General features: G+C 39.5%; 20 protein-coding genes, 1 pseudogene and 1 riboswitch. Of the genes and pseudogenes, 15 read left to right on the top strand and 6 right to left on the bottom strand.

Translation table 11 applies throughout. The features are described from left to right. The 5 genes and pseudogenes from FTV37_RS15115 to FTV37_RS15095 all read left to right on the top strand — a co-directional run. Positions 1-90: pseudogene (locus FTV37_RS15115) on the top strand (IS5/IS1182 family transposase); the annotation flags it as partial. A 520-nt stretch (positions 91-610) separates the two neighbouring features. Beyond that, a complete protein-coding gene (locus FTV37_RS15110) occupies positions 611-2389 on the top strand; it encodes an acyl-CoA dehydrogenase C-terminal domain-containing protein (protein ID WP_180011711.1) in 1779 nt (592 codons plus the stop codon). A gap of 101 nt (positions 2390-2490) precedes the next feature. Then, positions 2491-3660: a thiolase family protein gene (locus tag FTV37_RS15105; RefSeq protein ID WP_180008861.1), complete on the top strand. Its 1170-nt coding sequence runs from the start codon at positions 2491-2493 to the stop codon at positions 3658-3660. Between the two features lie 133 nt (positions 3661-3793). Then, complete coding sequence (locus FTV37_RS15100; protein ID WP_180064205.1) at positions 3794-5293, top strand: succinate CoA transferase; 1500 nt, start codon at positions 3794-3796, stop codon at positions 5291-5293. Positions 5294-5516: 223 nt separating this feature from the next. Beyond that, on the top strand, positions 5517-5834 hold the full coding sequence (locus tag FTV37_RS15095) for a hypothetical protein (RefSeq protein WP_373683587.1): 318 nt from the start codon (positions 5517-5519) through the stop codon (positions 5832-5834). An 89-nt stretch (positions 5835-5923) separates the two neighbouring features. Here FTV37_RS15095 and FTV37_RS15090 read toward each other — a convergent pair whose 3' ends face one another. Next, on the bottom strand, positions 5924-6625 hold the full coding sequence (locus tag FTV37_RS15090) for an HAD family phosphatase (RefSeq protein ID WP_180064204.1): 702 nt from the start codon (positions 6623-6625) through the stop codon (positions 5924-5926). A gap of 190 nt (positions 6626-6815) precedes the next feature. Between FTV37_RS15090 and FTV37_RS15085 the strand changes: the two genes are divergently transcribed. The 6 genes from FTV37_RS15085 (at position 6816) to FTV37_RS15060 (ending at position 13849) form a co-directional block, all read left to right on the top strand. Next, on the top strand, positions 6816-7709 hold the full coding sequence (locus FTV37_RS15085) for a LysR substrate-binding domain-containing protein (protein ID WP_111884376.1): 894 nt from the start codon (positions 6816-6818) through the stop codon (positions 7707-7709). 197 nt (positions 7710-7906) lie between these two features. Then, positions 7907-8018, top strand: a riboswitch (guanidine-I (ykkC/yxkD leader). 29 nt (positions 8019-8047) lie between these two features. Continuing rightward, a complete protein-coding gene (locus FTV37_RS15080; protein WP_180064203.1) occupies positions 8048-8785 on the top strand; it encodes an urea amidolyase associated protein UAAP1 in 738 nt (245 codons plus the stop codon). 11 nt (positions 8786-8796) lie between these two features. After that, complete coding sequence (locus FTV37_RS15075) at positions 8797-9459, top strand: urea amidolyase associated protein UAAP2 (RefSeq protein ID WP_180021788.1); 663 nt, start codon at positions 8797-8799, stop codon at positions 9457-9459. A gap of 4 nt (positions 9460-9463) precedes the next feature. Then, positions 9464-13069 (top strand): urea carboxylase, encoded by a 3606-nt coding sequence (gene uca / locus FTV37_RS15070; RefSeq protein WP_180064202.1) that lies wholly within the window; start codon positions 9464-9466, stop codon positions 13067-13069. Between the two features lie 128 nt (positions 13070-13197). Further along, positions 13198-13545: a type II toxin-antitoxin system RelE/ParE family toxin gene (locus FTV37_RS15065; protein ID WP_168377514.1), complete on the top strand. Its 348-nt coding sequence runs from the start codon at positions 13198-13200 to the stop codon at positions 13543-13545. Position 13546: 1 nt separating this feature from the next. Beyond that, a complete protein-coding gene (locus FTV37_RS15060; protein WP_078190926.1) occupies positions 13547-13849 on the top strand; it encodes a helix-turn-helix domain-containing protein in 303 nt (100 codons plus the stop codon). 29 nt (positions 13850-13878) lie between these two features. On the opposite strand, the gene FTV37_RS15055 is transcribed toward FTV37_RS15060, so the two are convergent. The 3 genes from FTV37_RS15055 to FTV37_RS15045 form a co-directional block, all read right to left on the bottom strand. Continuing rightward, positions 13879-15783 (bottom strand): AAA family ATPase, encoded by a 1905-nt coding sequence (locus FTV37_RS15055; protein ID WP_180064201.1) that lies wholly within the window; start codon positions 15781-15783, stop codon positions 13879-13881. Between the two features lie 85 nt (positions 15784-15868). Next, positions 15869-17833 carry a triacylglycerol lipase gene (locus FTV37_RS15050; protein ID WP_180064200.1) on the bottom strand — a complete coding sequence of 655 codons (1965 nt, stop codon included), beginning with the start codon at positions 17831-17833 and terminating at the stop codon, positions 15869-15871. Between the two features lie 188 nt (positions 17834-18021). After that, entirely contained in the window at positions 18022-19104 is a 1083-nt protein-coding gene (locus FTV37_RS15045) for a putative zinc-binding metallopeptidase (protein WP_180064199.1), read from the bottom strand. Between the two features lie 449 nt (positions 19105-19553). Here FTV37_RS15045 and FTV37_RS15040 point away from each other — a divergent pair, with 449 nt between their 5' ends. The 3 genes from FTV37_RS15040 to FTV37_RS15030 are packed head-to-tail and all read left to right on the top strand — an operon-like array spanning position 19554 to position 21219. Then, entirely contained in the window at positions 19554-19994 is a 441-nt protein-coding gene (locus FTV37_RS15040) for a ribbon-helix-helix protein, CopG family (RefSeq protein ID WP_180064198.1), read from the top strand. 11 nt (positions 19995-20005) lie between these two features. Then, entirely contained in the window at positions 20006-20200 is a 195-nt protein-coding gene (locus tag FTV37_RS15035; protein ID WP_180064197.1) for a hypothetical protein, read from the top strand. Further along, complete coding sequence (locus tag FTV37_RS15030) at positions 20197-21219, top strand: ABC transporter substrate-binding protein (RefSeq protein WP_180064196.1); 1023 nt, start codon at positions 20197-20199, stop codon at positions 21217-21219. Before FTV37_RS15035 ends, FTV37_RS15030 begins: the two co-directional genes overlap by 4 nt. A 96-nt stretch (positions 21220-21315) precedes the next feature. Here the strand turns inward: FTV37_RS15030 and FTV37_RS15025 are convergent, their stop codons facing one another. Beyond that, positions 21316-21984 carry an epoxyqueuosine reductase QueH gene (locus tag FTV37_RS15025; RefSeq protein WP_180064195.1) on the bottom strand — a complete coding sequence of 223 codons (669 nt, stop codon included), beginning with the start codon at positions 21982-21984 and terminating at the stop codon, positions 21316-21318. Positions 21985-22129: 145 nt separating this feature from the next. Then, on the bottom strand, positions 22130-22570 hold the full coding sequence (locus FTV37_RS15020) for an Rrf2 family transcriptional regulator (RefSeq protein WP_180064194.1): 441 nt from the start codon (positions 22568-22570) through the stop codon (positions 22130-22132). Between the two features lie 108 nt (positions 22571-22678). Between FTV37_RS15020 and FTV37_RS15015 the strand changes: the two genes are divergently transcribed. Next, positions 22679-23566 carry an NAD(P)/FAD-dependent oxidoreductase gene (locus tag FTV37_RS15015; protein WP_180064193.1) on the top strand — a complete coding sequence of 296 codons (888 nt, stop codon included), beginning with the start codon at positions 22679-22681 and terminating at the stop codon, positions 23564-23566. Positions 23567-23836 lie beyond the last annotated feature (270 nt).

Genomic DNA, 23836 nt, shown 5'->3' with positions numbered 1-23836 from the left:
AGAGGAATTGCCACAAGATACGATAAGCTAAAACGTAACTATCAAAGCGCTGTTGCTTTAGCTTGTATATTTATATGGTTGCCTCTTTAGCTCAATTTATCGGCTGTAAATGTCAACACACCCTAGTAGAATGCGTAAAACATATAGAATTCATAGCATAAAATTAATGTCAATAAAACTGAACCCTTGAGGTCATTTTTTTGAAATAAAATTCCATTTTTATTTTTTTTAATTTATTGTCTTTTCGCTTTTACAACAAAAGCAGCATTTAACAAAACGGTCTTGGTTGTTATGTTATTAATACAACCTAAATTAAACATGATTATAGGTACTATTATGTTTGGTTTTAATCAATTACCAATTATAAATTTAGTCAATTCAATAAATTTATTTAATTGTAATAAAATAATGCTGCTCAAAATATCAGGTGGTTATTTTCCACTTGTCGGTAAAAACACATTATCTATATCCATTTTAGATATCTATCTGAAAAAACAGATCTTTAAAAAATCCACACAAAATTGATTTGATGATTTTGTGCGGGAGCGTGCAACTTTAAAAAAGTACTTTGTCAAAGACGCTGACAAAGCCTGTAGAAAAGGAAAGTACAATGCCAATATACAATGCGCCGTTAAAGGACATGGACTTCATCTTAAATGATGTATTCAATGCAGATGAGTTCTGGCAGTCAAATGAAAACTTAGCTCATATTGATATGGCGACTGCAAATGCCATTTTAGAAGAAATGGCTAAGTTTTCTAAAAACGTTATTCTAGACTTGAATCGTACAGCCGATGAAGAAGGTGGTGCGCAGTTTAGTAATGGTGTTGTTACTACGCCTACAGGGTTTAAAGACGCTTTTAAACAATTCGCTGAAGGTGGTTGGGTTGGTTTAGGCGCTTCTGAAGAATGGGGCGGCCAGAACATGCCGAAAATGTTGACGGTGCTTGCTGACGAAATGATTTGGAGTACCAATCCATCATTTATGTTGTATCCACTACTGACTGTGGGTGCAGGTATGGCGATTAATGACCGTGCTTCGCAAGAGCAAAAAGAAACCTATCTTCCAAAATTTTATACGGGTGAATGGTCAGGCACTATGTGTTTAACTGAACCACATTCAGGGACTGATTTGGGGATCATTAAAACCAAAGCAGAGCCGAATGAAGATGGTTCATTTAACATTACAGGCACGAAAATTTTCATCACCAGTGGTGAACATGATCTGTGTGAAAACATCATCCATCTTGTGTTAGCAAAAACGCCAAATGCACCTGCGGGTTCACGTGGTATTTCATTGTTTATCGTTCCAAAATTCCATGTCAATGCCGATGGCTCAGTCGGTGAACGTAATGCCGTATCAGCGGGTTCAATTGAGCACAAGATGGGTATTAAAGGTTCTGCAACGTGTGTCATGAACTTCGATGGCGCCAAAGGTTATATCGTTGGTAAAGAAAACGAAGGTCTTGCGGCGATGTTTGTCATGATGAACTACGAACGTTTATCGATGGGTATTCAAGGGATTGGCGCTGCAGAATTTGCTTACCAAAATGCTGCACAGTATGCGACTGATCGTCTACAAGGTCGTTCTGCGACAGGTGTGAAATCTCCTGAAAAACCAGCAGACTCTATTTTAGTACATGGTGATGTACGTCGTATGTTGTTGAATGTACGCGCCAACAACGAAGCATCTCGTGCATTTGCTGTGTATGTTGGCCAGCAACTGGATATTACAAAATATTCAACTGACGAAGCTGCTGTGAAAAAAGCCAATGACCGCGTGGCTTTATTGACACCTATTGCAAAAGCCTACCTAACAGATACAGCCCTACAAGCTACTTTAGAAGCGCAAATGTGCTTTGGTGGTCATGGCTATATCCGTGAATGGGGTATGGAGCAATGCATTCGTGACTTACGTATTTCACAGATTTACGAAGGCACAAATGGCGTACAAGCGATTGATTTAATTGGACGCAAAACCACGAAATGTAATGGTGCATTTATTGCCGAATACATTGCTGAAATTCGTGACTTTGCTGCAACCATGGCTGATTCAAAAGTTAAATCTGCAGCATTGCAAGTTTCTGACGAAGTTGAAGCATTAACGCAATTCATTATTGAACAATCTAAGACCACCCCAGACTTTAGCAGTTCGGTGGCAGTCGATTACCTGCACGCTGTTGGTTTACTCAGCTTTGTGTATATGTTTGCGCGTATTAGCAAAGCTGCGGCTGCAAAACCAGAGAGCTTCTTCCAAAACAAACTGGTACTCGCAGATTTCTATGTTGAGAAAGTTCTACCTGACCTTGCTGCCCGTGCTCAACGCATTAAAGCAGGTTCTGAACTTATCATGCAGCTATCTGAAGAATACTTCACCGCTCAATCTTAAGGTTTCATCGAAACCACTGTGAAAAACATTAAGATGGAAAATCTGAGGAACCAGTCATGGTTCCTTGGGGTTAAAAGATTTAAAACAGGATGAAATAAGAAATGATTGTAATTGTAGATGGCGTACGTACAGCGATGGGTGGTTTTCAGGGTTCACTTTCATCTTGTACAGCCCCAGACTTAGGTGCTGCAGCGATTCAGGCTGTTGTTGCACGTGCAGGTTTAGAACCTACAGATATTGACGAAGTTATTTTTGGCTGTGTATTACCGGCTGGTCTTAAACAAGGTCCTGCACGCCAAGCGATGCGTCAAGCAGGCTTACCAGATACAACGGGTGCCACCACGATTAATAAAATTTGTGGTTCAGGCATGAAGGCGGTGATGCAAGCAGCTGATGCGATTAAAGCCGGTTCTGCTAATATTGTGGTTGCTGGTGGTATGGAGTCGATGTCAAATGCGCCATATTTACTTGAAAAAGCGCGTTCAGGCTATCGTATGGGTCATGGTAAAACCACAGATCACATGTTCCAAGAAGGCTTAGAAGATGCTGAGACAGGTTTATCGATGGGTATTCTGGCACAAGATATGGCAGATAAAAAAGGCTATACCCGTGAACAGCAAGATGCTTTTGCCATCAACTCACTCAATAAAGCCGTTGCCGCGATTCAAGGCGGTTTCTTCAAAAATGAAATCGTGCCAGTTACTGTTAAAAGCCGTAAAGGTGACGTCGTTGTTGACACAGATGAACAGCCATTAAGTGCTAAGCCTGAAAAAATCCCAACACTGCGTCCTGCATTCAAAAAAGACGGCACGATCACAGCTGCCAATGCCAGCTCAATTTCTGACGGTGCATCTGCTTTGGTGGTTACATCAGAAGAAACGGCTCAAGCACGTGGTTTAAAACCACTAGCAAAAGTCGTTGCTTATGCCACAAATTCACAGCATCCGTCAGAGTTCACGATTGCTCCAGTCGGTGCTATTGAGAAAGTGCTTGCACAAGCGGGTTGGGATGCACAAGAGGTTGACCTGTGGGAAGTCAATGAAGCATTTGCTATGGTTACAATGCTGGCGATTGATGGATTTAACTTAGATGAAGCAAAAGTGAACATTCATGGTGGTGCTTGCTCACTTGGTCACCCACTAGGTTCATCAGGTTCACGTATTATTGTGACGCTGATTCATGCCTTAAAACGCACTGGCGGTAAAAAAGGTGTCGCAGCACTGTGTATTGGTGGCGGTGAAGCAACTGCAATTGCGGTTGAACTGATTTAATTTGCCTCAATTTATATAAGTAAGCTTTTAGATAAGTACGTTTTTAGATAAGCAATAACAAACGCTATCTCAGTTCGCTGGGATGGCGAAAAAAGATGTTTATTTTGAGATATTTATTTTTTGAGATTTAATTATGAATGGTTTAGATCGCATTCGCTTACTCTCCCTTCGCGACAAAGTGATGTCTGCTGAAAAAGCGATTGAGTTAATTCAAGATGGTTCAGTGGTTGGTTTAAGTGGTTTTGGTGGTGCAGGTGAGGCAAAGACGGTTCCTTTGGCGCTTGCAGATCATGCAGTTTCACATCCTCTTCGTATCACTTTGGCAACGGGTGCTAGTTTAGGAAATAGTATCGATGGTCGTCTCAATGCGGCACATGCGATAGAACGTCGTTATCCGTATCAGGCAGATCCTGGTTTACGTAAAGCCATTAACGCTGGCGAGGTCATGTATATTGACCAACACTTGTCTGAAATGGCTGACAATATTCGTCATCATAATTTACCGCGCATTAATGTGGCCGTTATTGCAGCGACTGCAATTACCGAAGATGGTCAAATTATTCCGACAGGTTCATGTGGTAACTCAGCCAATTTCATTGAAATGGCAGATCATGTGATTATTGAAATTGATAATACGATTAACCCAGTGCTAGAAGGTGTACATGATATTTATGTGCCGAAAGTGCGACCAAACCGTGGGCCAATTCCACTGACTCAGGTCGGTGAACGTATCGGTACGATTGGGATCAATGTCAGCCCCGATAAGATTTCAGCTATTGTGTTGAATGATCTGCCAGATACCCAGTTTAAAATGGATGAACCTGATGCTGAAACCCTAGCGATTGCTCAGCATCTGATTGATTTCTTTGAAGGTGAAGTCGCAGCAGGGCGTTTGCCTGAAAATTTAGGCCCGCTACAGTCAGGTGTGGGTTCGATTGCCAACGCTGTATTTGCCGGTTTTGAGCATTCGAATTTTCATGATTTGGAAATGTATTCAGAAGTACTACAAGACTGTACTTTCCAGCTAATTGATTCTGGAAAAATGAAATTTGCCTCAGGCTGTTCAATGACGTTGTCTGAGCCTTGCGCACAGCGCGTGATGAACAATTTTGATCAGTACAAAGACAAAATTGTGTTACGTCCACAAGAGCTATCCAATAACCCTGAAATCATTCGACGTTTAGGCATTATCGCGATTAATACGGCGCTTGAGTTTGATATTTACGGAAACGTAAATTCGACCCATGTGACGGGTACCAAAATGATGAATGGTATTGGTGGTTCAGGAGATTTTACTCGTCATGCACACATTGCCATTTTCGTAACCAAGTCGATTGCAAAAGGCGGTGCGATTTCATCTGTAGTCCCAATGGTGAGTCATACCGACCATACTGACCATGACGTTGACATCGTAGTTACAGAGCAGGGCTTGGCAGATTTACGTGGTCTTTCACCACGTGAGCGTGCACGTAAAGTCATTGAAATCTGTGCACATCCAGATTATCGCGCAGCATTGTTGAGCTACTTTGAACGCGCATGTGAGCGTGGTGGTCAAACTCCGCACATTTTAAACGAGGCCTTGTCTTGGCATGCCACTTTTGAAGAAACTGGTTCAATGCGTCAAATCGTATAAATCTAAAAATTGAAAATATTTAAATAAGCCCTCAATCAAGTGGGCTTATTTATTATGAAAGACTACAAATGTTTCAAAACATGACAAAAGAAAAACAGCGCCACTTAGTTTGAAACTTTTGCACAACATGAACGTTCTTAAGTTCTCTTCAAGGCTTTCTATAATGCAAAACTCATTGACAAAGAAGGTCAGTATTTTGAAAAAGATTCAATTTTTTTCTGCGATGTTGTTCGCAGTTCTCCTCACTGCATGTAAACAAAGTCCAGCGCCTGATTATGCTGGAACATGGCAAAATACCGCAGTAGATCCGCAACTTGAAAATGCGCTGATTATTAGTAAAAATGGTGAAAACTATTTCATTACCAATACTTTAAAAGATAAACAAACTGGTAAATCTGAAAAGAAAAATCCTGTACCTGCATCTGTCGCTGAATCTGGTCTACTCGCTGTAAACTCTGGTACAGGTGCTGTTGAATTTGCGATTGACGAAAAAACTGGAAATTTAGTCGGGTCTGGATCAATTTATAAAAAAGTAAAATAGATCAATTATCTATTGATGCAAAAATATCAAAAGCAGCCTCTAAGTTGGGCTGCTTTTTAACTTTTAAGCGAACGCTTATTTACTTTAACTTAGTTCAGAACCGAAGAGAAATCATGGATAAAATAATCCGCTTTATTTTTGATTTGCTCAATTTCGTGCTCTGAATATGCATCATACACGGCAACCACTTCAATGCCTGCTGCATTTGCAGCTTCTACACCAATGAGTGAATCTTCAAAAATTAAACATTCTTCAGGTCGAACTGCAAAATGTTCAATCGCCTGTAAATAGACTTCAGGATGCGGCTTAATATTTTTGACACTTTCACGGGTCAGGATCAGATCAAAGCTATTTTCAAAATGCAGCATTGGATAGATGTTGATATTTTTTTGATATCGATAAATATTTTGCAGGCTGGTCGTGGTGGTAATTGCCACCTGAATGCCTTGCTGAATGAGCTGTTGAACAAATAACGCTGCATGTGGTTTAAGCAAGATGATATTTTCTAAAAAATGCTGTGAAATGGCATAACGTTGCTGTTTGATTTCATCTGCCGTATGTTGTTCAATCTTATAAGTATCTTTTAGATAGTTACAGTACATTAAGTAAGGGTCTGGTGTATTTTTAAATAATTGCAGCTGAATGTCACGTTCACGTTGAATTAAACCCAGTTGGATGGTTTGTCCAGTTAACTGTTGAATCAAATCTGCGTCGACCTGATTCCACACGCCAACAGAGTCGATAAGTGTGCCATCTAAATCAAAACAAACCAGTTTTTTTCCTTGAAGCATGTTGATATCCAAATTCGTGCTGGGTCTATTATGCGGACTGATTGGGGTGTTGAAAAGCCAAATGCAACTGAGCAGGCTAAACTGGCGTTTCATCTGCAATAAAAGTAATATTTCGTTATTGGCTTTTTGTATAATTCAGCAGATGATGCACAGCATAACTTGCAATATTTAATTAGGGATTAAATCTTTCGTGTTTGAATTGGACTGTAAACTTCTTAGCATTTTTTTTCATGTTTATAAGTACAAAAATGTGTCGCAAGCTGCTGAACACTTGCAGATGAGTCAGCCTACAGTCAGTAATATTTTAAATAAAATACGACAGCATTATAACGACCCCTTATTTTTACGTATCGGCAATGAAATGGTGCCTACGGAGTTATCGCGTCAATTATTTCCTTTAGTCAGCGAAGCCTTGAGTAAAGTTGAAGCTATTAATAATTTTACGATTAATTTTGATCAAGCCATTTCAGATCAACAATTTACTTTGGCCATGACCGATGTTTCGCATTTGGTTTTATTACCTAAAATCAGCCAATATCTAAAAAAACACGCGCCACAAATACGTCTAAATGTACGCCCGATTACCACTGAAACCAGTTATCAGATGGCGAATGGTGAAATTGATTTAGCATTGGGGTTTTTACCGCATTTGGAAAGCGGCTTTTATCAGCAAAAACTGTTTGAGCAATATTATGTGGTGATTGCAGCTAAGGATCATCCACGATTAACGGGTGACACCATTACAACTGAGCAATATTTATCAGAGTCGCACATTGATATTGATGCAGGGATGGGGCATTACCATATTGAAAATGAGCTGCTTAACCTTGATTTAAAACGTAATATTTTGATGCGTTTACCTAGTTATTTAGGTGTAGGCTTAGTCGTGCAAGACACTGATGCGATTGCTACTGTGCCGTATTACTTGAGTGAAGTATTGCTTTCGCGCGGTAACTTAAAAATATTTGACGCACCGATTGCATTTCCAACCTATGGCGTGAAGCAATATTGGCATATGTCCTGCCATCATAAAACCAGCCATCAATGGCTACGTCATATGTTCCATGAGATATTGGTAAAATAATTTTTATGCATTACATAAAGCCCAAAAATGATTTTGGGCTTTTTTTTTGCAATTTTTGCAGCAATTTTGTGCATGGGCTGCACCCGATTTGGTCATGCTATAGCTCAATACTATAAAAAAGTCTAATAAATAGCAGTATTACGTTTATATAAATTGGTAATACTAAATTGGCACAGCCTTTGCATTTCTACATACATCATAAAGTGATCTAGGGTTCCGATACATCTTCATGTATGACCGCGACCGAGAGTTCACGGCTTCGTTTTAATTCAAAGCAAAGCTGCACGGAGGGATAAAAGCCCGGGAGGTAAACAGTTAAGAATTAGGCAGAGGCTGCAATGAGCACAATACATTATCATGACGATAAAGCACTATGGACTGAACTTTTACCGGGTGGACACCACTGGTCAGCGCGTATTCAGCGTGGGGCAGTATTACAGCTTAAATCGCTAGGGCAAAATGCCAATGTGGCACTGTACTGTGTAAATAGTGAAGATAAGCTTGAACGCTACAACATGCCAGATAGTCTTAAAGGGCAGCACACGGCATATTTAAGTACGGGTCATATTTTGGCATCGGATTTAGGCCGTGCCATGATCTCGATTGTGAAAGATGATCATGCTTGGAATGATGCTTTTTGTGCACCAAGTACCGCACAACAAATCGAACAACAATTTGGTTCAAAAACTTTCCAAGATGCCCGTAACGATATGTACCGCAGCGGAAAGGATAGCTTGCTGCTTGAAATGACCAAGTTTGGTTTATCTGCAACTGACCTGAGCAGTACCTTAAATTTATTCTCTAAAGTTCAACCTGATGACAACGGCAACTTAAGTTATGTTGCTTCGGACAATACAAATCAAGTCATTGAACTGCGCTTTGAAATGGATTGTTTGGTCTTTTTATCCAGTGCGCCACATGGATTATCTCAAGCAGAAGAATATAACCCTGCTGATGTACAACTAAGTTTATTTAAGGCGTTGCCTTTGGCAGACACCGATGTTTGCCGTGATTCTTGCCCGCAAAATCAACGTGCTTTTCAAAATAATAAACGCTATTACGCTTTAACGGCTTGAGGGGGATGATCATGACTGCATTAGTAAACCCAACACAAAATTTTGAAAAATCAGTGTTAAGCGAAGTATGTCCTGCTGGTGAAGCATGGATGTGCGAAGTCAAAAAAGGGCAATATTTTCGTATCGTTGACCTCGAAGGTAATCAAGCTGTCGATACCTTATTTATTTCAAGCCTAAACCGTGAAGAGCGTTATAGCGCAACCGATACATTGGCTATTAATCAACAAATCTATTTAGAAAAAGGCACAGCTCTATACACCAACTTTGGCAATAAAATTGCCACCATCCATGACGATAACTGTGGTCGTCATGACACCTTAGGCGGTGCATGTTCATGTGAAAGCAACACTGTTCGCTATGCACATGACAAATTTCCAATGCACAGTTGCCGTAATAATTTCATGATTGCTCTGTCGCAACATCCGATTGCCAAAAAACATGGCTTAAATGTGCGCCATATCGGCCCAAATATTAACTTCTTTATGAATGTGCCTGTGACCGCTGAGGGACATTTGAAATTTGATGATGGTATTTCTGCACCGGGTAAATATGTTGAAATTAAAGCTGAAATGGATCTCATTGTCCTCATTTCCAATTGTCCACAACTGAATAACCCATGTAATGCCTATAACCCAACAAAAATTCAACTGATCATCCGTGAAGGTGAGGAGTAATAGCATGTTTAATAAAGTCCTCATTGCCAACCGTGGTGCAATCGCGTGTCGTGTGATCCGTACACTGAAAAAATTAGGTATTCAATCTGTTGCTGTGTATTCCGAAGCAGACCGTGATTCTTTGCATGTGACCTTAGCTGATGAAGCGGTATTTATTGGTGATAGTCCTGCCAGCCAAAGTTATTTAAATGTCGATAAAATGTTAGAAGTCGCGAAACAAACAGGCGCAGAAGCGATTCATCCGGGCTATGGCTTCTTGTCTGAAAATGCAGAATTTTGTGATCTGTGTGAAGCGCAAGGCATTGTATTTTTAGGGCCAAATTCGGCGCAAATGAAATCCTTTGGCTTAAAACATACAGCGCGTGAACTTGCGATTCAAGCCAATGTGCCACTCCTTCCGGGCAGTCAACTTTTGGCAGATGAAGCCGAAGCACTGCTTGAGGCCAATCGTATTGGTTATCCTGTGATGCTGAAAAGTACCGCGGGCGGTGGCGGTATTGGTATGCGTTTGGTGTGGAATGAAGAAGAGTTGAAAGATGCTTATTCTACAGTGTCATATCTTGCCCAAGCCAACTTTAAAGATGCTGGTTTATATTTAGAAAAATTCGTACAAAATGCACGTCATATCGAAGTACAAATTTTTGGTGATGGTAATGGCTTAGTCTTGGCACTTGGCGAGCGTGATTGTTCGGTGCAGCGCCGTAACCAAAAAGTCGTTGAAGAAACCCCAGCACCACATATCAATGATGAGCAACGTGCCTATATTCAATCGGTTGCGATTGGGTTGATGCAGTCGGTGAATTACCGTTCGGCAGGCACAGTAGAATTTGTGATGGACACCGACACACAAGAATTCTATTTCTTAGAAGTGAATACTCGTCTGCAAGTTGAACACGGCGTGACGGAACAAGTGTTTGGTGTAGACCTTGTGGAATGGATGGTGACTTTAGGCAGCGGTGATTGGATTGCACCAACAGCAGAACTTGAATCGAGAGGTCATTCGATTCAAGTACGTTTATATGCTGAAGACCCAATCAAAAACTTCCAACCGAGTGCAGGGCTTTTAACGCACGTTGATTTTGATGCCAATGCACGCAATGAAACTTGGGTAGAAACCGGTTCAAATGTCTCATCATTTTATGACCCGATGATTGCTAAAATTATTGTGACTTCGGACGATCGTGACTCTGCAATTGCTGCAATGACCGAAACACTTGCCAAAACATCGGTTGCAGGCATCGAAACCAATCTTGAATATCTACAAAATATTATCGACTGTGATGTATTTAAAGCCGGTACGCAAACCACACGATTCTTAAATACATTTGAGTGGAAAACCCAAAAAATTGAAGTATTGCAATCAGGTATTCAAACCTCTGTGCAAGATGTGACAGGTCGTTTGGGTTATTGGGATGTGGGTGTACCACCATCAGGTGCGATTGATCCGCTGTCACTTAATGTTGCGAATCAATTGTTAGGTAATACATATAACACGGCAGGGCTTGAATGCACTTTGCAAGGGCCAAGCTTAAAATTCCACTGTGATAGCCAAATTGTATTGGCGGGTGGTGATATGCCATCAACCCTTGATGGTGTGCCTGTGCCAATGTGGAAAACCGTGAATGTGCGCAAAGGTCAGATTCTAAAATGTGGAAAAATCGCCACAGGTTGTCGCACCTATATCGGGATTAAAGGCGGTTTGAATGTGCCTGAATATTTAGGCTCACAAGCGACCTTTACCCTTGGTCAGTTTGGTGGTCATGCAGGGCGTAACCTATTAATTGGTGATATGTTGCCAATCACGGCATTTACATCTGAACAAGTGACAGCGCTTGCGCCTGAACAAGTGCCAACGTTTAGCCATGAATGGGAAATTGCGGTGATGTACGGCCCGCATGGTGCACCAGACTTCTTTACTAAAAAAGACATTGATACCTTCTTTGCCAATACTTTTGAGATTCACTTTAACTCAAGCCGTACAGGTATTCGTTTGATTGGTCCAAAACCTGAATGGGCACGTGAGGATGGCGGTGAAGCCGGTTTGCATCCATCAAATATTCATGACAATGCATACGCGATTGGTGCGATTGATTTCACGGGCGATATGCCGATTATCTTGGGGCCAGATGGTCCAAGTTTAGGAGGCTTTGTTTGTCCTGCCGTGGTGATTAATTCTGAGCTTTGGAAACTCGGTCAATTGAAAGCAGGAGACAAAGTCAAATTTATACCTGTGAGTTATCATCAAGCGAAACTTTTAAATGAAAAATATCATGCACAATTAGAAGCATTTGATACACAGGCTGTGGCATTTGATGAGTCATTTTATCCTGAACTTTCCACCTTAAAAAATGCAGTGCTTGATACTTTAAAAGGTCAGAATGGCTTGCCGGATGTGGTGTATCGTCCTGCGGGCAATAACTACATGTTGGTGGAATATGGTGAGTTGGTTTTAGATCTGAACTTACGTTTCCGTATTCATGCACTCATGCAATGGGTTGAAAAGCAAAATATCACAGGAATTATTGATCTCACACCGGGGATTCGTTCACTGCAAATTCATTTTGATTCGATCAAGCTTGATCAATTGGATTTATTGCGTTTACTACAAGTCGCGGAAGCTGAACTGCCTGATGTGACCCAAATGCAAGTACCGTCACGGACTGTGTATTTACCACTCGCTTGGGAGGATTCACAAACCCAGCTAGCGACAGAGCGTTATATGCAAACGGTACGTCCAGATGCACCATGGTGTCCTGACAATATTGAGTTTATCCGTCGTATTAATGGTTTAAAAGACAAACAAGCGGTCAAAGATGTGGTATATGACGCGAGTTATTTGGTCATGGGTTTGGGCGATGTGTATTTAGGTGCACCTGTGGCAACACCGCTTGATCCTCGCCAGCGTTTAGTGACGACTAAATACAACCCTGCACGGACATGGACGCCTGAAAATGCTGTCGGTATTGGCGGTGCGTATATGTGTGTTTATGGTATGGAAGGTCCGGGAGGCTATCAGTTTGTGGGTCGTACTACGCAAATGTGGTCTCGTTATCGTAAAAACCCTGATTTTGAACAAGGTATGCCTTGGTTACTACGCTTCTTTGACCAAATTAAATTCTATGAAGTGTCTGAAACTGAACTCATGCAAATGCGTGAGGACTTTAAAGCAGGTCGCTTAAAACTTCGTATTGAAGAAGGCGTGCTGAACTTAAAAGAGTACAACGACTTCCTAACTGAAAACCAAGCATCCATTTCTGCATTTAAGTCTGTGCAACAGGCTAACTTTGATGCAGAACGTCGTCGCTGGCATGAGGCAGGACTTGCAGAATATGTCTCTGAAAGCCTTGATGCTGTGGATGATGGTGAACGGGTTGACGTACCTGAAGGGGGCTGTGCTGTGGAATCGCATATGCCGGGAAGTATTTGGAAAATTGAATGTCAATCAGGTGATATTGTGGAAGAAGGTGCAACGCTTGCCGTGATTGAAGCGATGAAGATTGAGATTCCAATTATTGCGCCTGAACGGATGAAAGTTGAAACGATTACCATTGAAAAAGGGCAAACGGTGAAAACGGGGCAGGTGTTGTTTACGTTGGCGCCAGTGGCATAAAAAATCCTCACTAACCCTCCTTTAAAAAAGGAGGCAATTTTAAGACCGTCCGTGAGGGCGGTTTTTTATTTGCAGTGTTTACTCGATTAAATTATGATATAGCTTATAGTCTATATTTTGGTTGTGCTATGTGGACAGTATTGACCACAGATGTATTTAACGAATGGCTTGCTCAGCAAGATGATTCGACACAAGAAAAGGTCTTGGCAGCTTTAGTTGTGTTGCAATCACAAGGACCAAGCTTAGGTCGACCTTTGGTGGACACTGTATATGATTCTAAATATACCAATATGAAAGAACTTCGTGTGCAACACCGTGGCAAACCGATTCGAGCTTTCTTTGCTTTTGATCCGTTAAGACAAGCGATTGTGTTATGCATTGGTGATAAAAGCGGTAAAAAGCGTTTTTATACAGAAATGCTGGCAATTGCAGATGAGCAATACACTTTGCATTTAAAGAGTTTAGGAGATTCCTAACATGGCAAAAAGTTTACAAGAGTTATTGGCAGCTCGCTCTGCTGAAAGCCAAGCTCGTATTCAGCAAATGGCAGAAGAACTGATGCTTGAACAGCATCTTCACATGATTCGTGAAGAGTTGGAAATTTCTCAAAAAGAATTAGCAGAAACTTTAGGGATTAAACAGCCTTCGCTTTCTGCAATCGAAAACCGTGGTAATGATTTAAAAATATCAACCATGAAAAAATATGTAGAAGCAATGGGTGGGAAACTTCGTATTGATGTCGAATTACCTACAGGTAAACATATTGGATTTAATGTTTAATTAAAAAAGACCGCTTAGGCGGTCTTTTTCTAATTTGAATTACACTGTTCAATATGTTTGAAAATTCGGATGCATAGATCCTTTGCTTTTGGTGTCATTTCCCAATCAGGATTTTCATCAAAATATTTGATGATTTCACGGCAAAAATCTAGTTTATATTTAATGGTTCCTACACCTGTACCATCGGCAAAAGCAGTTTTTTCAGCAGAAGTTCTTGGATTTCGTATTTGATCATCCAATAATTTTCCTATGCCATAATCTTTATGATCAAAATAATCTAATGAACTAATTTCCTTTAATTTTTCAATATTAAATCCTTGTTTAGTCTTAGATTTCATTTTACTGAATTTCTTCTGAGCTACTCTAATGATTGAATCCTTAGGTAACGTATTTTCAGTTTCTTTACATTCTAAAATTATGTAATTTTCTTTCTTTAACTCACTTTTTAAAACCTGAACCCGATCAGCTTTACCCTGAATATCACCATCTGCAATTAGTAACATTTCACTTGCAACTGCTTTAGCACTCAAACCTTTATCTTCCAATTGATCTGCGTAATCATCACTAAAACACCAATGTACTAAGTTACTGCCAGCATATTCCACAAAGGTGTAGTGATAATTAGGCATGAAACGACGATAATTTTTATAAAGATTTTCATCTGAATTTTCTAATTCAGCTAAATATTTTTCCATATATTTAGTGATGTACAGCCGATCTGTAATTCCTTCAACCCAAATCGTACAGTTTGCTAAATAAACAGAAGAAGGACGTACACCTAATGAAGCAAGCAGGTCACGATCTCGGTCACAACGGTAAATTTTGAAATCAAATTTAGTAGGATCTTCCTTTTTAGGTTCTTTAACAAACTTTTGAATCATGACTTGGTCAGATTCATCTGCCATATCTAGTAAGTGATTGGAGTGAGTTGTAAAGAAGTAATAATGGGGTGTTTCGTTTAGATAAAAATTCATCAATTGACGAACCATACCTGCATGCATGTGCAGTTCAGGTTCTTCTATAAAAAATGCGTGAGTTTCTGGATTTCCTTCGGTGTCTTTACTTTTAATATAAGCTTCATAAGTTAAGATAATCGCTTGTTGTAAGCCATCACCTAATTGAGAAATTGGGAATTGTTTATCTTTACCAATTTTAATATTTACAACATCTTGATCGTGCTTAGGGATAAGTGAAACGGTCTCATTATCAAAAAAATATTGACTTAATTTTTCTTCATAATCTTTAATTAGTTCACGTTGTTCAGGTTCACCTAAAAGATGAATTTCAAGTTCATTGTATAAGCATTCACCAGTAATAATATTATTAGAGTTAAATTTATTCGTATCTGAAAAATAATCTTTTTGGGCTCGTTTAATATAAGGCTGTGTATTCTCTTGTTCTGTGACAGGACGCATACCGCGTAGGATAGGGATATAGAATTTCTGCTTGAAATTATATTTATTATAAAATAACTCTAAATCAAAACGATATTTTTCGGTAATTTCATTAAATTTTAGCTTATTACTTTGATCATAGTATTGAAAAATCATGTTGATTTTTTCTGTAAGTATCTTAACAAATTCGAGCCGTGACCTCTGTGGTTCTGGTGTCATGACATCCATAATTAATTTATTTAGTTGATTATAGTTATCTCCTCCATATCCGTTACCAAAACCGATATAACTTGAATGGCAAGACATGAGCGCTGTTTGTAGCTCACTTAAAGTATCATTGGGTGAGATATAGTTATAATTCTTAAGGTCATGTGGAGAGATAAAAAGTCCACGAAGAAATCTGCTTTTACCAGCATTATTTTTACCAATAAAGAAATTAAGTCGTTTGATTTCTATAACTTCATCATAACCAGTTTCACTATCATTATTTGATGTGTAATTTTCTAAATTCTCAGCCCAATAATATAGTTTTTCTGTCATAAAGCCCCCTAAATATAGGAGCTAATTTAGCAATAAAACACTGCTTTTAAAAGATAATTTATAAATACATAAAGCAATTTTATCGTTATTGATTCAACGCTTCATTATCCAAATGTTCTCTCAAAATGCGTCGCAATTCTAAAATGGCATCTGCAGACTCATGGATGGAATGTCCACCATTGAATATCTTTTCAGACACCGCGCCATCTAAATGAGAACTTGTATAGGGAACAATGCCATCCGACATTTTACTCGGTTCAGTACTTTGCGTCTGATTCCCCATAATAGAATGATAAGGAATATCTTTATTTGGCATGATGTCTGCGGTCAACAGCATAAAACGTGATTTTTGACTTAAATCTGCTGGCCCAGACTTAATCAGGCCCATAGTTGAATTTTTTGCATTCGGGATTTCAACATTGACATCATTTAAAAAACTTAAAGGCAATACCACGATTTTTTTCGCCAAATTTGTAAACCAGCGGTCTGCATAGTCAGTACCATGATGCGGTGCGGCAATGAAAATTGCACGACTAACTGGCTTCAAGGCTTTAAAGACAAAACGATCGCGGATAATTGGATGACGTTGTAACTGTGTATTTTGTTCATAGTTCATGAGTGGAATAGCTTGAGCGGAAATATCTGCATCACTAACCAATAAACGACTAATGATGCCGCCCATACTATGTCCGATAATGACAGCATCTTGAGCCGAAGGCGTATTGGGCTGAACAGTTGCAAATGCCTGTTTGAGTAAAGCATTGATTTGAAAACGACTCTCAAATATTGGCATATTGGTTGAGTAAAACACTTGCCAAACTTGGAAATGATCACGTAGTTTTTGATCACCCATGATGTTATTGGTCAGGCCGATCCAAGTTTCAGGACTGCTGGCTAATCCGTGAACCATAACAATAATTTTTTTATTGGGTTGATACGGCTCTAACATAAACACATGTGGCATACGCAAATGTTCTTCCTTATTCAGAAGTGTCCAATAGCCAGATTGTCCTAATTTATTTTCGGCTAACCAAAGACCATAAGGCACAGAATAATTGGCTGTTAGTGTATAGGGCTGAGATTCAATTTTTGCCTTTTTAAATTGATAGGGATTAAATAATTCAACTTTAAAGTCTGATTGCGGCGACAAAATTTCACTAATGCTGCTAATGGTCTTGGCAGGCTCTGCTATCGCACTGACTGATAAATAGCGTGCTGTATGGATATTGGGGTTGGGTTTATTTGAATAATATTGTTCAGGATCTAATATAAAAGGCTGCGCAGCAGACAGATCCGTGGCTTTTTTGACTAAGACAAATTCAGAGCCTATGCCTTCCTGACGGTTAATGGTTTTTAAGCCTGAAAAATTAAAATTATAGCTCGACTGTAATTTATCAATGTCCGCATTTTTGATTTCAGGATAATGTTCATAGTTAAAATGATAAAGCGATGAACCCAACATTAAACTTTCAGGCATTTGCTGATAGTCAAAACGGCTGAATGATGAGGTGATTAAACGTGATAAAGCCACATTATAAAAGGTACGGACTTGTCCCTGACGCAAATCAAATAAGCGTTCTTCTGGGGCTTGAGCGGATTTAAATAGATAGACATAGCTGTAGCGCAGACTAAAATCAAAGTCTGCAAGCTGCTGATCCATACACATTTTTATTTTGCTTGAAGCTAATTTTCCGCTGTGTTGTTTTAAGCTTTTTTTGCATTGTGGATTTTGATCGGCGCTTAAAGCACGTGCCATGTACAGCTCACTTGCTGCGGCATAGACTTGAGCAATGTCTAAAGTTTCATTGTTACGCATTTTGTGAATACAGTTTTCAAGCGCATTTAAACAAGATTGGTCGCTTTCATTCACCATTAACAGGATTTGATGGCTAAATGTACTGAGCTTCTGATGGGTTAATATGCTATCTGTTTTATTATTTAGTGACGCACTGAGTTGATTTTCTTGTAATTTGACCAATTGGCATCCACTGAGCAAACTCAGGCTGATGATACACATAAAACGAGCGGGTAAATGCGTGAAAGGCATCATTGGAAAGGTCACAGGCATCTATTTTTTGTTATTTTAACCTTTATAAAATAGTAAAAATAGGGCAGGTGTTACAGCGCTCAATCCAAGAAAATTACTACGTATACATCCTTTCTATAAGCTAATGTACGAATGCTGTAATACAGAAAAGTTGATCTGAGGTTCAAACAATATCACGTATTAAATTTAATCTAATTGTGCTGCTGGTTTTTTAAGGTCATGTTGAGCAGTTTGTGGTGAATAAACCGCAATTTATCCAATACTGGATTCGACAGCGTAAACGGATATGCATCATCTAAGCCCATGCTGCGGTTCAACGCATTTAAATTAAAGGTCAAGGTCATCCAATGTTGCAGCAAGAGGTCAAAATCCTGAGCGCCAATCGGGTTTTCTTTTAATTCTAAATTATTCAAATCTGACTTATTGGTTTTGACCACTAATCCTGCATAGTAGGCTGTTTCTAGGGTGTCCATCATATGCAAATAATGCGCCCATGTTTCCGCCCAATCTTCCCAAGGATGCGTACTGGCATATGAACTGACATAGTAATCCGCCCAATTTTGTGGCGCACCGTCATTATAATGTCGTTTCAAAGCTTCACTATAATCTTGTCGTTCATCACCAAACAGTTCTCGAAATTCATCAATCAGCTCTGGGTGTAAATGTTTGATCAAATCAAAATAATAATGACCGCTTTCATGTCTAAAATGACCTAGAAGTGTACGGTAGTTTTCACCCATTTTTATACGCGTTGTTTCGCGGTAAATCACATCTGCTTCACTGGCATTTAAGGTAATAATGCCATTGGCATGACCGGTCATGACTGGTGTATTTTCTGTTGGCATCAAAAAATCAAAACGAAGTCCAAAACGGTCATCTTGACTGCGTTTAGGACGCGGCATGGTATTCAGTTGCTGCATCAAATATAAAAAACGCCGTTTGGCATGTTCCAATCGTGCCCAGTACACAATATGGTCTGGGTTATCTAAGTTGGGAATGGTATGCGTGAGCAAGCAAGATTCACAGTAAATTTCTTCACTGTCGGCAGGTACCATCCAATTGCATACATGGTGGTGCTGATAATTATGACAAGGTTTAAAGCGTTTTCCCTTTATTTCAGGATTTAACGCAAGCCATAACGTACTGCTGTGCTTTTCAAAACAGCCCATTTGCTTTTCAGAGGCAATATAACCCAGCGCAGTCTGACAATTGACACAGTGTGAATTGGCAAAAAAGATTTGGTTAGAACAGACCGCGCAGCTGAAATACTTCATAGGCGTTGAGTGATGAATAGAAAGTTTAATCAGTATAAATGATGTTCAATGTTGATGAAATAAATTGAACTTCGAGTTTGTTGCATATCGGTCAATGCTCTTGTTTAAGAACAACGATTTTTTAGAAATAGTCCTTCATCAAAAGACACATCGCAGCAATAGTGCAAAGGGGTCTCGATGAGTGCATTTTTTGCACAAATGATGAACAATAAAATCTAAAAGAAAGCTAAAAGTCCAAAAGAATCGATCATTTTTCATATTCCTCACTTGGCACAGTTTCTGCATTTCTAACGATATTACGAAATAAATATTTTGTATTACTCAAACAGGAGATGCATATGAACCACCATCAATCTGCAACATTTCTGCATCAATTAAAGCAATTTTTTATTGAGCTACTGAGCGCCCGCGCGGGTTTCTATATTCAGCAAAAAAAATAAGGAAAAACAGTGCCTAAACAAAAGCTGGCGCGTATCAGTATTACTGTGCCTGAAAAAACAGTCGATGCTTTGGATCAAAAAATTGTCGATCAGCATTATGAAAGCCGTTCTCAGGCCATTGTCGACATGATCAATAAGCATCTGATTGCCGATCAGGAGCAGCGTAATGAAGTAATGGTCGGCACGTTTACCTTACTTTATGACGCAAGTATTACGGCGCTACGTATTCAGCTTTTAGATTTACAGCAGCAGTTTTTAGAACAAGTGGTGAGCTCGCTGCATATTCAACTCGATGACCACAAAATTTTAGAAGTCATGATTCTGCAAGGCGTCAGTTCAGAGCTCAAAGTTATCAGTCAGCATTTTTCAGCACTTAAAGGTGTGATTAAAGGACATTTGGAGTTGATGGACGCTGTAATGCCGCCAATTCCGCAAAATGCAAAGAATTAAGGAGTTTTAAAATGGGCCAATTATATCGATCACAAGGTCATAAAGACCAAATCACAAATAAACAGCAAGCACATGCTATTGCAGCCAACCATAGACCAAATCGTGCAAAGCGTAATGCTCAATCAGTCAGTAATCCGAATACACCATCGTTTTTGTACACCAATACCAAATTTAACTGTAATGCCATCGGGGAAATCGCACTATGATCAAAAAAGCCTGCTTATCTGCATCCGTTGTGACCGCCATCTTACTGGGTGGTTGTGACAATACAGCCAAAACACCTGAACCAAACGCGCAAGCAGAAGGCACAGTCAATACAAAAGCCATCACAATTGGCTATAGCGACTGGCCTGGTTTTGTCGCATGGCAAGTTGCTATTGAAAAAGGCTGGTTGAAAGAAGCCGGTGTCAATGTGGACTTTAAATGGTTTGATTATTCAGCTTCATTATCTGCATTTGCGGCTAATCAGTTGGATGCTGTTTTGGTCACCAATGGCGACAACTTAGTCACGGGTTCTGGCGGCACGAAAGGCGTCATGATTATGGCGACGGACTATTCTGCGGGTAATGATGTCATCATTGCTAAAGATGGCGTCAATAGCCTTGCCGATTTAAAAGGAAAAAGTGTCGCGACTGAAAAAGGCTTGGTTGATCATTTGCTTTTAGCGACGGCTTTGGATGATGCAAAAATTCAAGCCTCTGAAGTAAAGTTGGTCAACACCATGACCAATGAGCTGCCACAAGTATTTGCAAGTCCTGATATTGCAGCGATTGCCGTGTGGCAACCGGTCGCAAATCAAGCTTTGAAAGCGGTAGCAGGTTCTAAAATCATTTATACATCGAAAGATAAACCCGGTCTGATTTACGACACATTAACCGTCAACATGACGCATTTATCTGCCAACAAAGAAGAATGGAAAAAAATCATTCAAGTTTGGGATAAAACGGTTAAATACATCAACGACCCTGCAACGCATGCCGATGCAGTGAAAATCATGTCAACCCGAGTTGGTGTTGACCCTGCACAATATGAACAGTTTATTGGAGGCACACATTTATTGGACTTGGCTGCCAATAAACAAGTCTTTAAAAAAGGTACAGGATTTGATTCACTTTATGGCTCGAGTTATCACGTGAACAAATTTAATGTTGCCAATGGCATTTATAAAACCGAAATGGATGTCGATGGATCAATCTATCCAACGTTGGTTGAAGAACTGAAATAAGTTGAAATATAGCTAAAAAAAGCCCTGAATGATGTAAAAATTTCAGGGCTTAACAACATCAAATTAATATCCATAAAAAATAACGAAGGGCAGAACTCAAGCTTCTTCATCCATCGCATTGGAATAAAACTTCACACCCAATTTGATTCGGTCACGGCCTTGGCTCATACGCCAGCGGTTGGTATCGCGCAGTGAATACACACAGCCGCAGTATTCCTGCTGATAAAATTCTTCTTTTTTACTGATTTCCAGCATGCGTACAGCACCGCCATTTTTACGCCAGTTATAGTCCCAATAGGTTATTCCGTCATAATGTGAAGCCGAACGATGACCACAGTCATTAATCTGCTGCATATTTTTCCAGCGTGAAATACCCAGTGAACTGCTGATTAGGCTAAAGCCATGTTCTGCTGCATATAATGCCGTACGTTCAAAGCGCATATCAAAACACATGGTACAGCGGATACCTTTTTCAGGCTCATTTTCCATGCCTTTGGCGCGTTCAAACCAGTTGTCTGTGTCGTAATCACAGTCGATAAACGGAATATTGTGTTTTTCTGCAAAGCGGATATTTTCCTCTTTACGGATTTCATATTCTTTTACTGGATGAATATTGGGATTGTAAAAAAAGATCGAAAAATCAATACCAGATTCAATTAAAGTTTCCATGACTTCGCCAGAACAGGGCGCACAGCAAGAATGCAATAAAAGCTTGTCATGACCTGTTGGGAGCGTCAGTTTCTGACGGTCAAGTTTGTTAGACATAATCATAAGCTATAAGTATAAACTTTATATTTTAGCGATTCATGGACATGTCAAAGCTCGAATATGCTGATTTTTTCTAAGTTTGAGCTGAGTCAGATTCAGTACAGTGACTTAAAATTGAAACAAATTTGTAGATCTATTTATTTTATTTCACGTTCATTTGCTGATTCCATTCAATTTGAAAATCATGTGCCAATTGGTCTAATTGAGTTGCTTTCAGGTTTTTAATCAGCACTTCTTGCGCTTCAAAAAAGGCATGATCAAGCGCCCGATTGACCACCAGTTCTACCAAGCAATCTGGTGCTGAATGTTCATTGCCTATCGCAAAAATTGAAGGTTCACCGACAGCAAGGTAAATGTCATACAGCGAAATGTCATGCAGGGGTTTAATCAAACACCAGCCACCACCTGGGCCTTTCTCAGAATCAACATATCCATGCTTTTTTAAACCCGACATGGTTCTACGTACGACAACAGGGTTTGTTGCTAGCATTTCGGCAATCTGATCGGATGTAAAAGGCTTATTTTCACGCGCCATATGTAGCAGGACATGCAGCATTCGTGAAAGTTTACTGTCTTTACGCATGAGGAAATTGATTAACGGAGAAATTGATAGATTGTAACATTAAAAGTTTCTTATACATGGATTAAATGATATAGTAACTTCAAAAGTTACATATTAGTAATTATGAACATGAATTATGAAGTTGTGATTATTGGAGGCAGTTATGCAGGGCTTTCTGCAGCTTTACCTTTAGCACGTGCGCGCCGCCGTATTTTAATTATTGATGCAGGGCAACGTCGTAATCGTTTTGCTGAACATTCACATAATTTTTTGACGCAAGATGGCCGATCACCTAGAGCTATTGCAGAAGAAGCTAAAGCACAATTAGAAAAGTATTCCACGATTTCATGGCTTGCTGAAACGGTTACAGATGTAAAAGCAGTTGATGGAAAATATTCAGTTATCGCAGGTGATCAGCAAATTCAAGCTGAAAAAATAATTATTGCCACTGGCGTACGTGACGAATTGCCTCAAGTGAATGGTTTAGCCGAACGTTGGGGGCAATCTATTTATCACTGCCCATATTGTGATGGTTATGAACTGAACTTAGGTGAAATTGGCATGTTAGTGTCGGGTATGCACTCATTGCACATGGCGTTGATGTTGCCAGATTGGGGCAATACTACTTTATTTTTAAATGATGCAATTGCTGTAGATCAATTGGATGATGAGTTATTAGCGAAGCTTTCTAAACGTCAAATTCAGATCGAAACGCGTAAAATCGACCATATTGAAGGTCATTGTGACGTTGTAATGGCAGATGGTGAACGAATTAAATTGAATGGCTTATTTGTTTCTACTGTTACTCGTTTGCAATCGAACTGGATTCAGCATTTAGGTTTAGAGATAGACTGCAATGAATATGGCGAGGCCATTAAAACTTCGCCAGCAAAAGAAACAAATGTTAAAGGAATTTATGCTTGCGGTGATGTCACACGTTCAGGTGGTTCAGTTGCTTTATCCGTAGGTGATGGAGCAATGACAGGGATTGTCGCGCATAAATCTTTTATTTTTTAAAGTGATTGCATAGTAGTTTACAAAAATAGGGCAAGTATCTAAATGATAAATTTGGGTACTTGGACCTAAATATAAGAAATGAAAATCCAGTTAATAATTTGATCTTTTCTCAGTTTAAGCTGAGTTTAATTCACTTGGAATAATAGATTTCTTTCATAAGTCGTTTTTCACTCAGCTCCAAGTTATAAATTCCAGCAATTAGATTGAATCTCAATGCTAGTCTTTTGCCTCGATTGCGATATCGCTCAGCAAGAATTTTGAAGGTTTTCA

This window comes from Acinetobacter sp. YH16042, from assembly GCF_013417245.1.
GTDB classification, from domain to species: Bacteria; Pseudomonadota; Gammaproteobacteria; order Pseudomonadales; family Moraxellaceae; genus Acinetobacter; species Acinetobacter amyesii.
The sequence above is the reverse complement of the archived record's forward strand: the minus strand, read 5'-3'. Positions and strand labels throughout refer to the sequence as shown.

Excerpts from the sequence above, each read along its gene's own strand:
- FTV37_RS15110 (WP_180011711.1), top strand. The coding sequence starts at position 611 with ATGCCAATATACAATGCGCCGTTAAAGGACATGGACTTCATCTTAAAT.
- FTV37_RS15105 (WP_180008861.1), top strand. The coding sequence starts at position 2,491 with ATGATTGTAATTGTAGATGGCGTACGTACAGCGATGGGTGGTTTTCAG.
- FTV37_RS15100 (WP_180064205.1), top strand. The coding sequence starts at position 3,794 with ATGAATGGTTTAGATCGCATTCGCTTACTCTCCCTTCGCGACAAAGTG.
- FTV37_RS15095 (WP_373683587.1), top strand. The coding sequence starts at position 5,517 with ATGTTGTTCGCAGTTCTCCTCACTGCATGTAAACAAAGTCCAGCGCCT.
- FTV37_RS15090 (WP_180064204.1), bottom strand. The coding sequence starts at position 6,625 with ATGCTTCAAGGAAAAAAACTGGTTTGTTTTGATTTAGATGGCACACTT.
- FTV37_RS15080 (WP_180064203.1), top strand. The coding sequence starts at position 8,048 with ATGAGCACAATACATTATCATGACGATAAAGCACTATGGACTGAACTT.
- FTV37_RS15075 (WP_180021788.1), top strand. The coding sequence starts at position 8,797 with ATGACTGCATTAGTAAACCCAACACAAAATTTTGAAAAATCAGTGTTA.
- uca (WP_180064202.1), top strand. The coding sequence starts at position 9,464 with ATGTTTAATAAAGTCCTCATTGCCAACCGTGGTGCAATCGCGTGTCGT.
- FTV37_RS15065 (WP_168377514.1), top strand. The coding sequence starts at position 13,198 with ATGTGGACAGTATTGACCACAGATGTATTTAACGAATGGCTTGCTCAG.
- FTV37_RS15060 (WP_078190926.1), top strand. The coding sequence starts at position 13,547 with ATGGCAAAAAGTTTACAAGAGTTATTGGCAGCTCGCTCTGCTGAAAGC.
- FTV37_RS15055 (WP_180064201.1), bottom strand. The coding sequence starts at position 15,783 with ATGACAGAAAAACTATATTATTGGGCTGAGAATTTAGAAAATTACACA.
- FTV37_RS15050 (WP_180064200.1), bottom strand. The coding sequence starts at position 17,833 with ATGATGCCTTTCACGCATTTACCCGCTCGTTTTATGTGTATCATCAGC.
- FTV37_RS15045 (WP_180064199.1), bottom strand. The coding sequence starts at position 19,104 with ATGAAGTATTTCAGCTGCGCGGTCTGTTCTAACCAAATCTTTTTTGCC.
- FTV37_RS15035 (WP_180064197.1), top strand. The coding sequence starts at position 20,006 with ATGGGCCAATTATATCGATCACAAGGTCATAAAGACCAAATCACAAAT.
- FTV37_RS15030 (WP_180064196.1), top strand. The coding sequence starts at position 20,197 with ATGATCAAAAAAGCCTGCTTATCTGCATCCGTTGTGACCGCCATCTTA.
- FTV37_RS15025 (WP_180064195.1), bottom strand. The coding sequence starts at position 21,984 with ATGTCTAACAAACTTGACCGTCAGAAACTGACGCTCCCAACAGGTCAT.
- FTV37_RS15020 (WP_180064194.1), bottom strand. The coding sequence starts at position 22,570 with ATGCGTAAAGACAGTAAACTTTCACGAATGCTGCATGTCCTGCTACAT.
- FTV37_RS15015 (WP_180064193.1), top strand. The coding sequence starts at position 22,679 with ATGAATTATGAAGTTGTGATTATTGGAGGCAGTTATGCAGGGCTTTCT.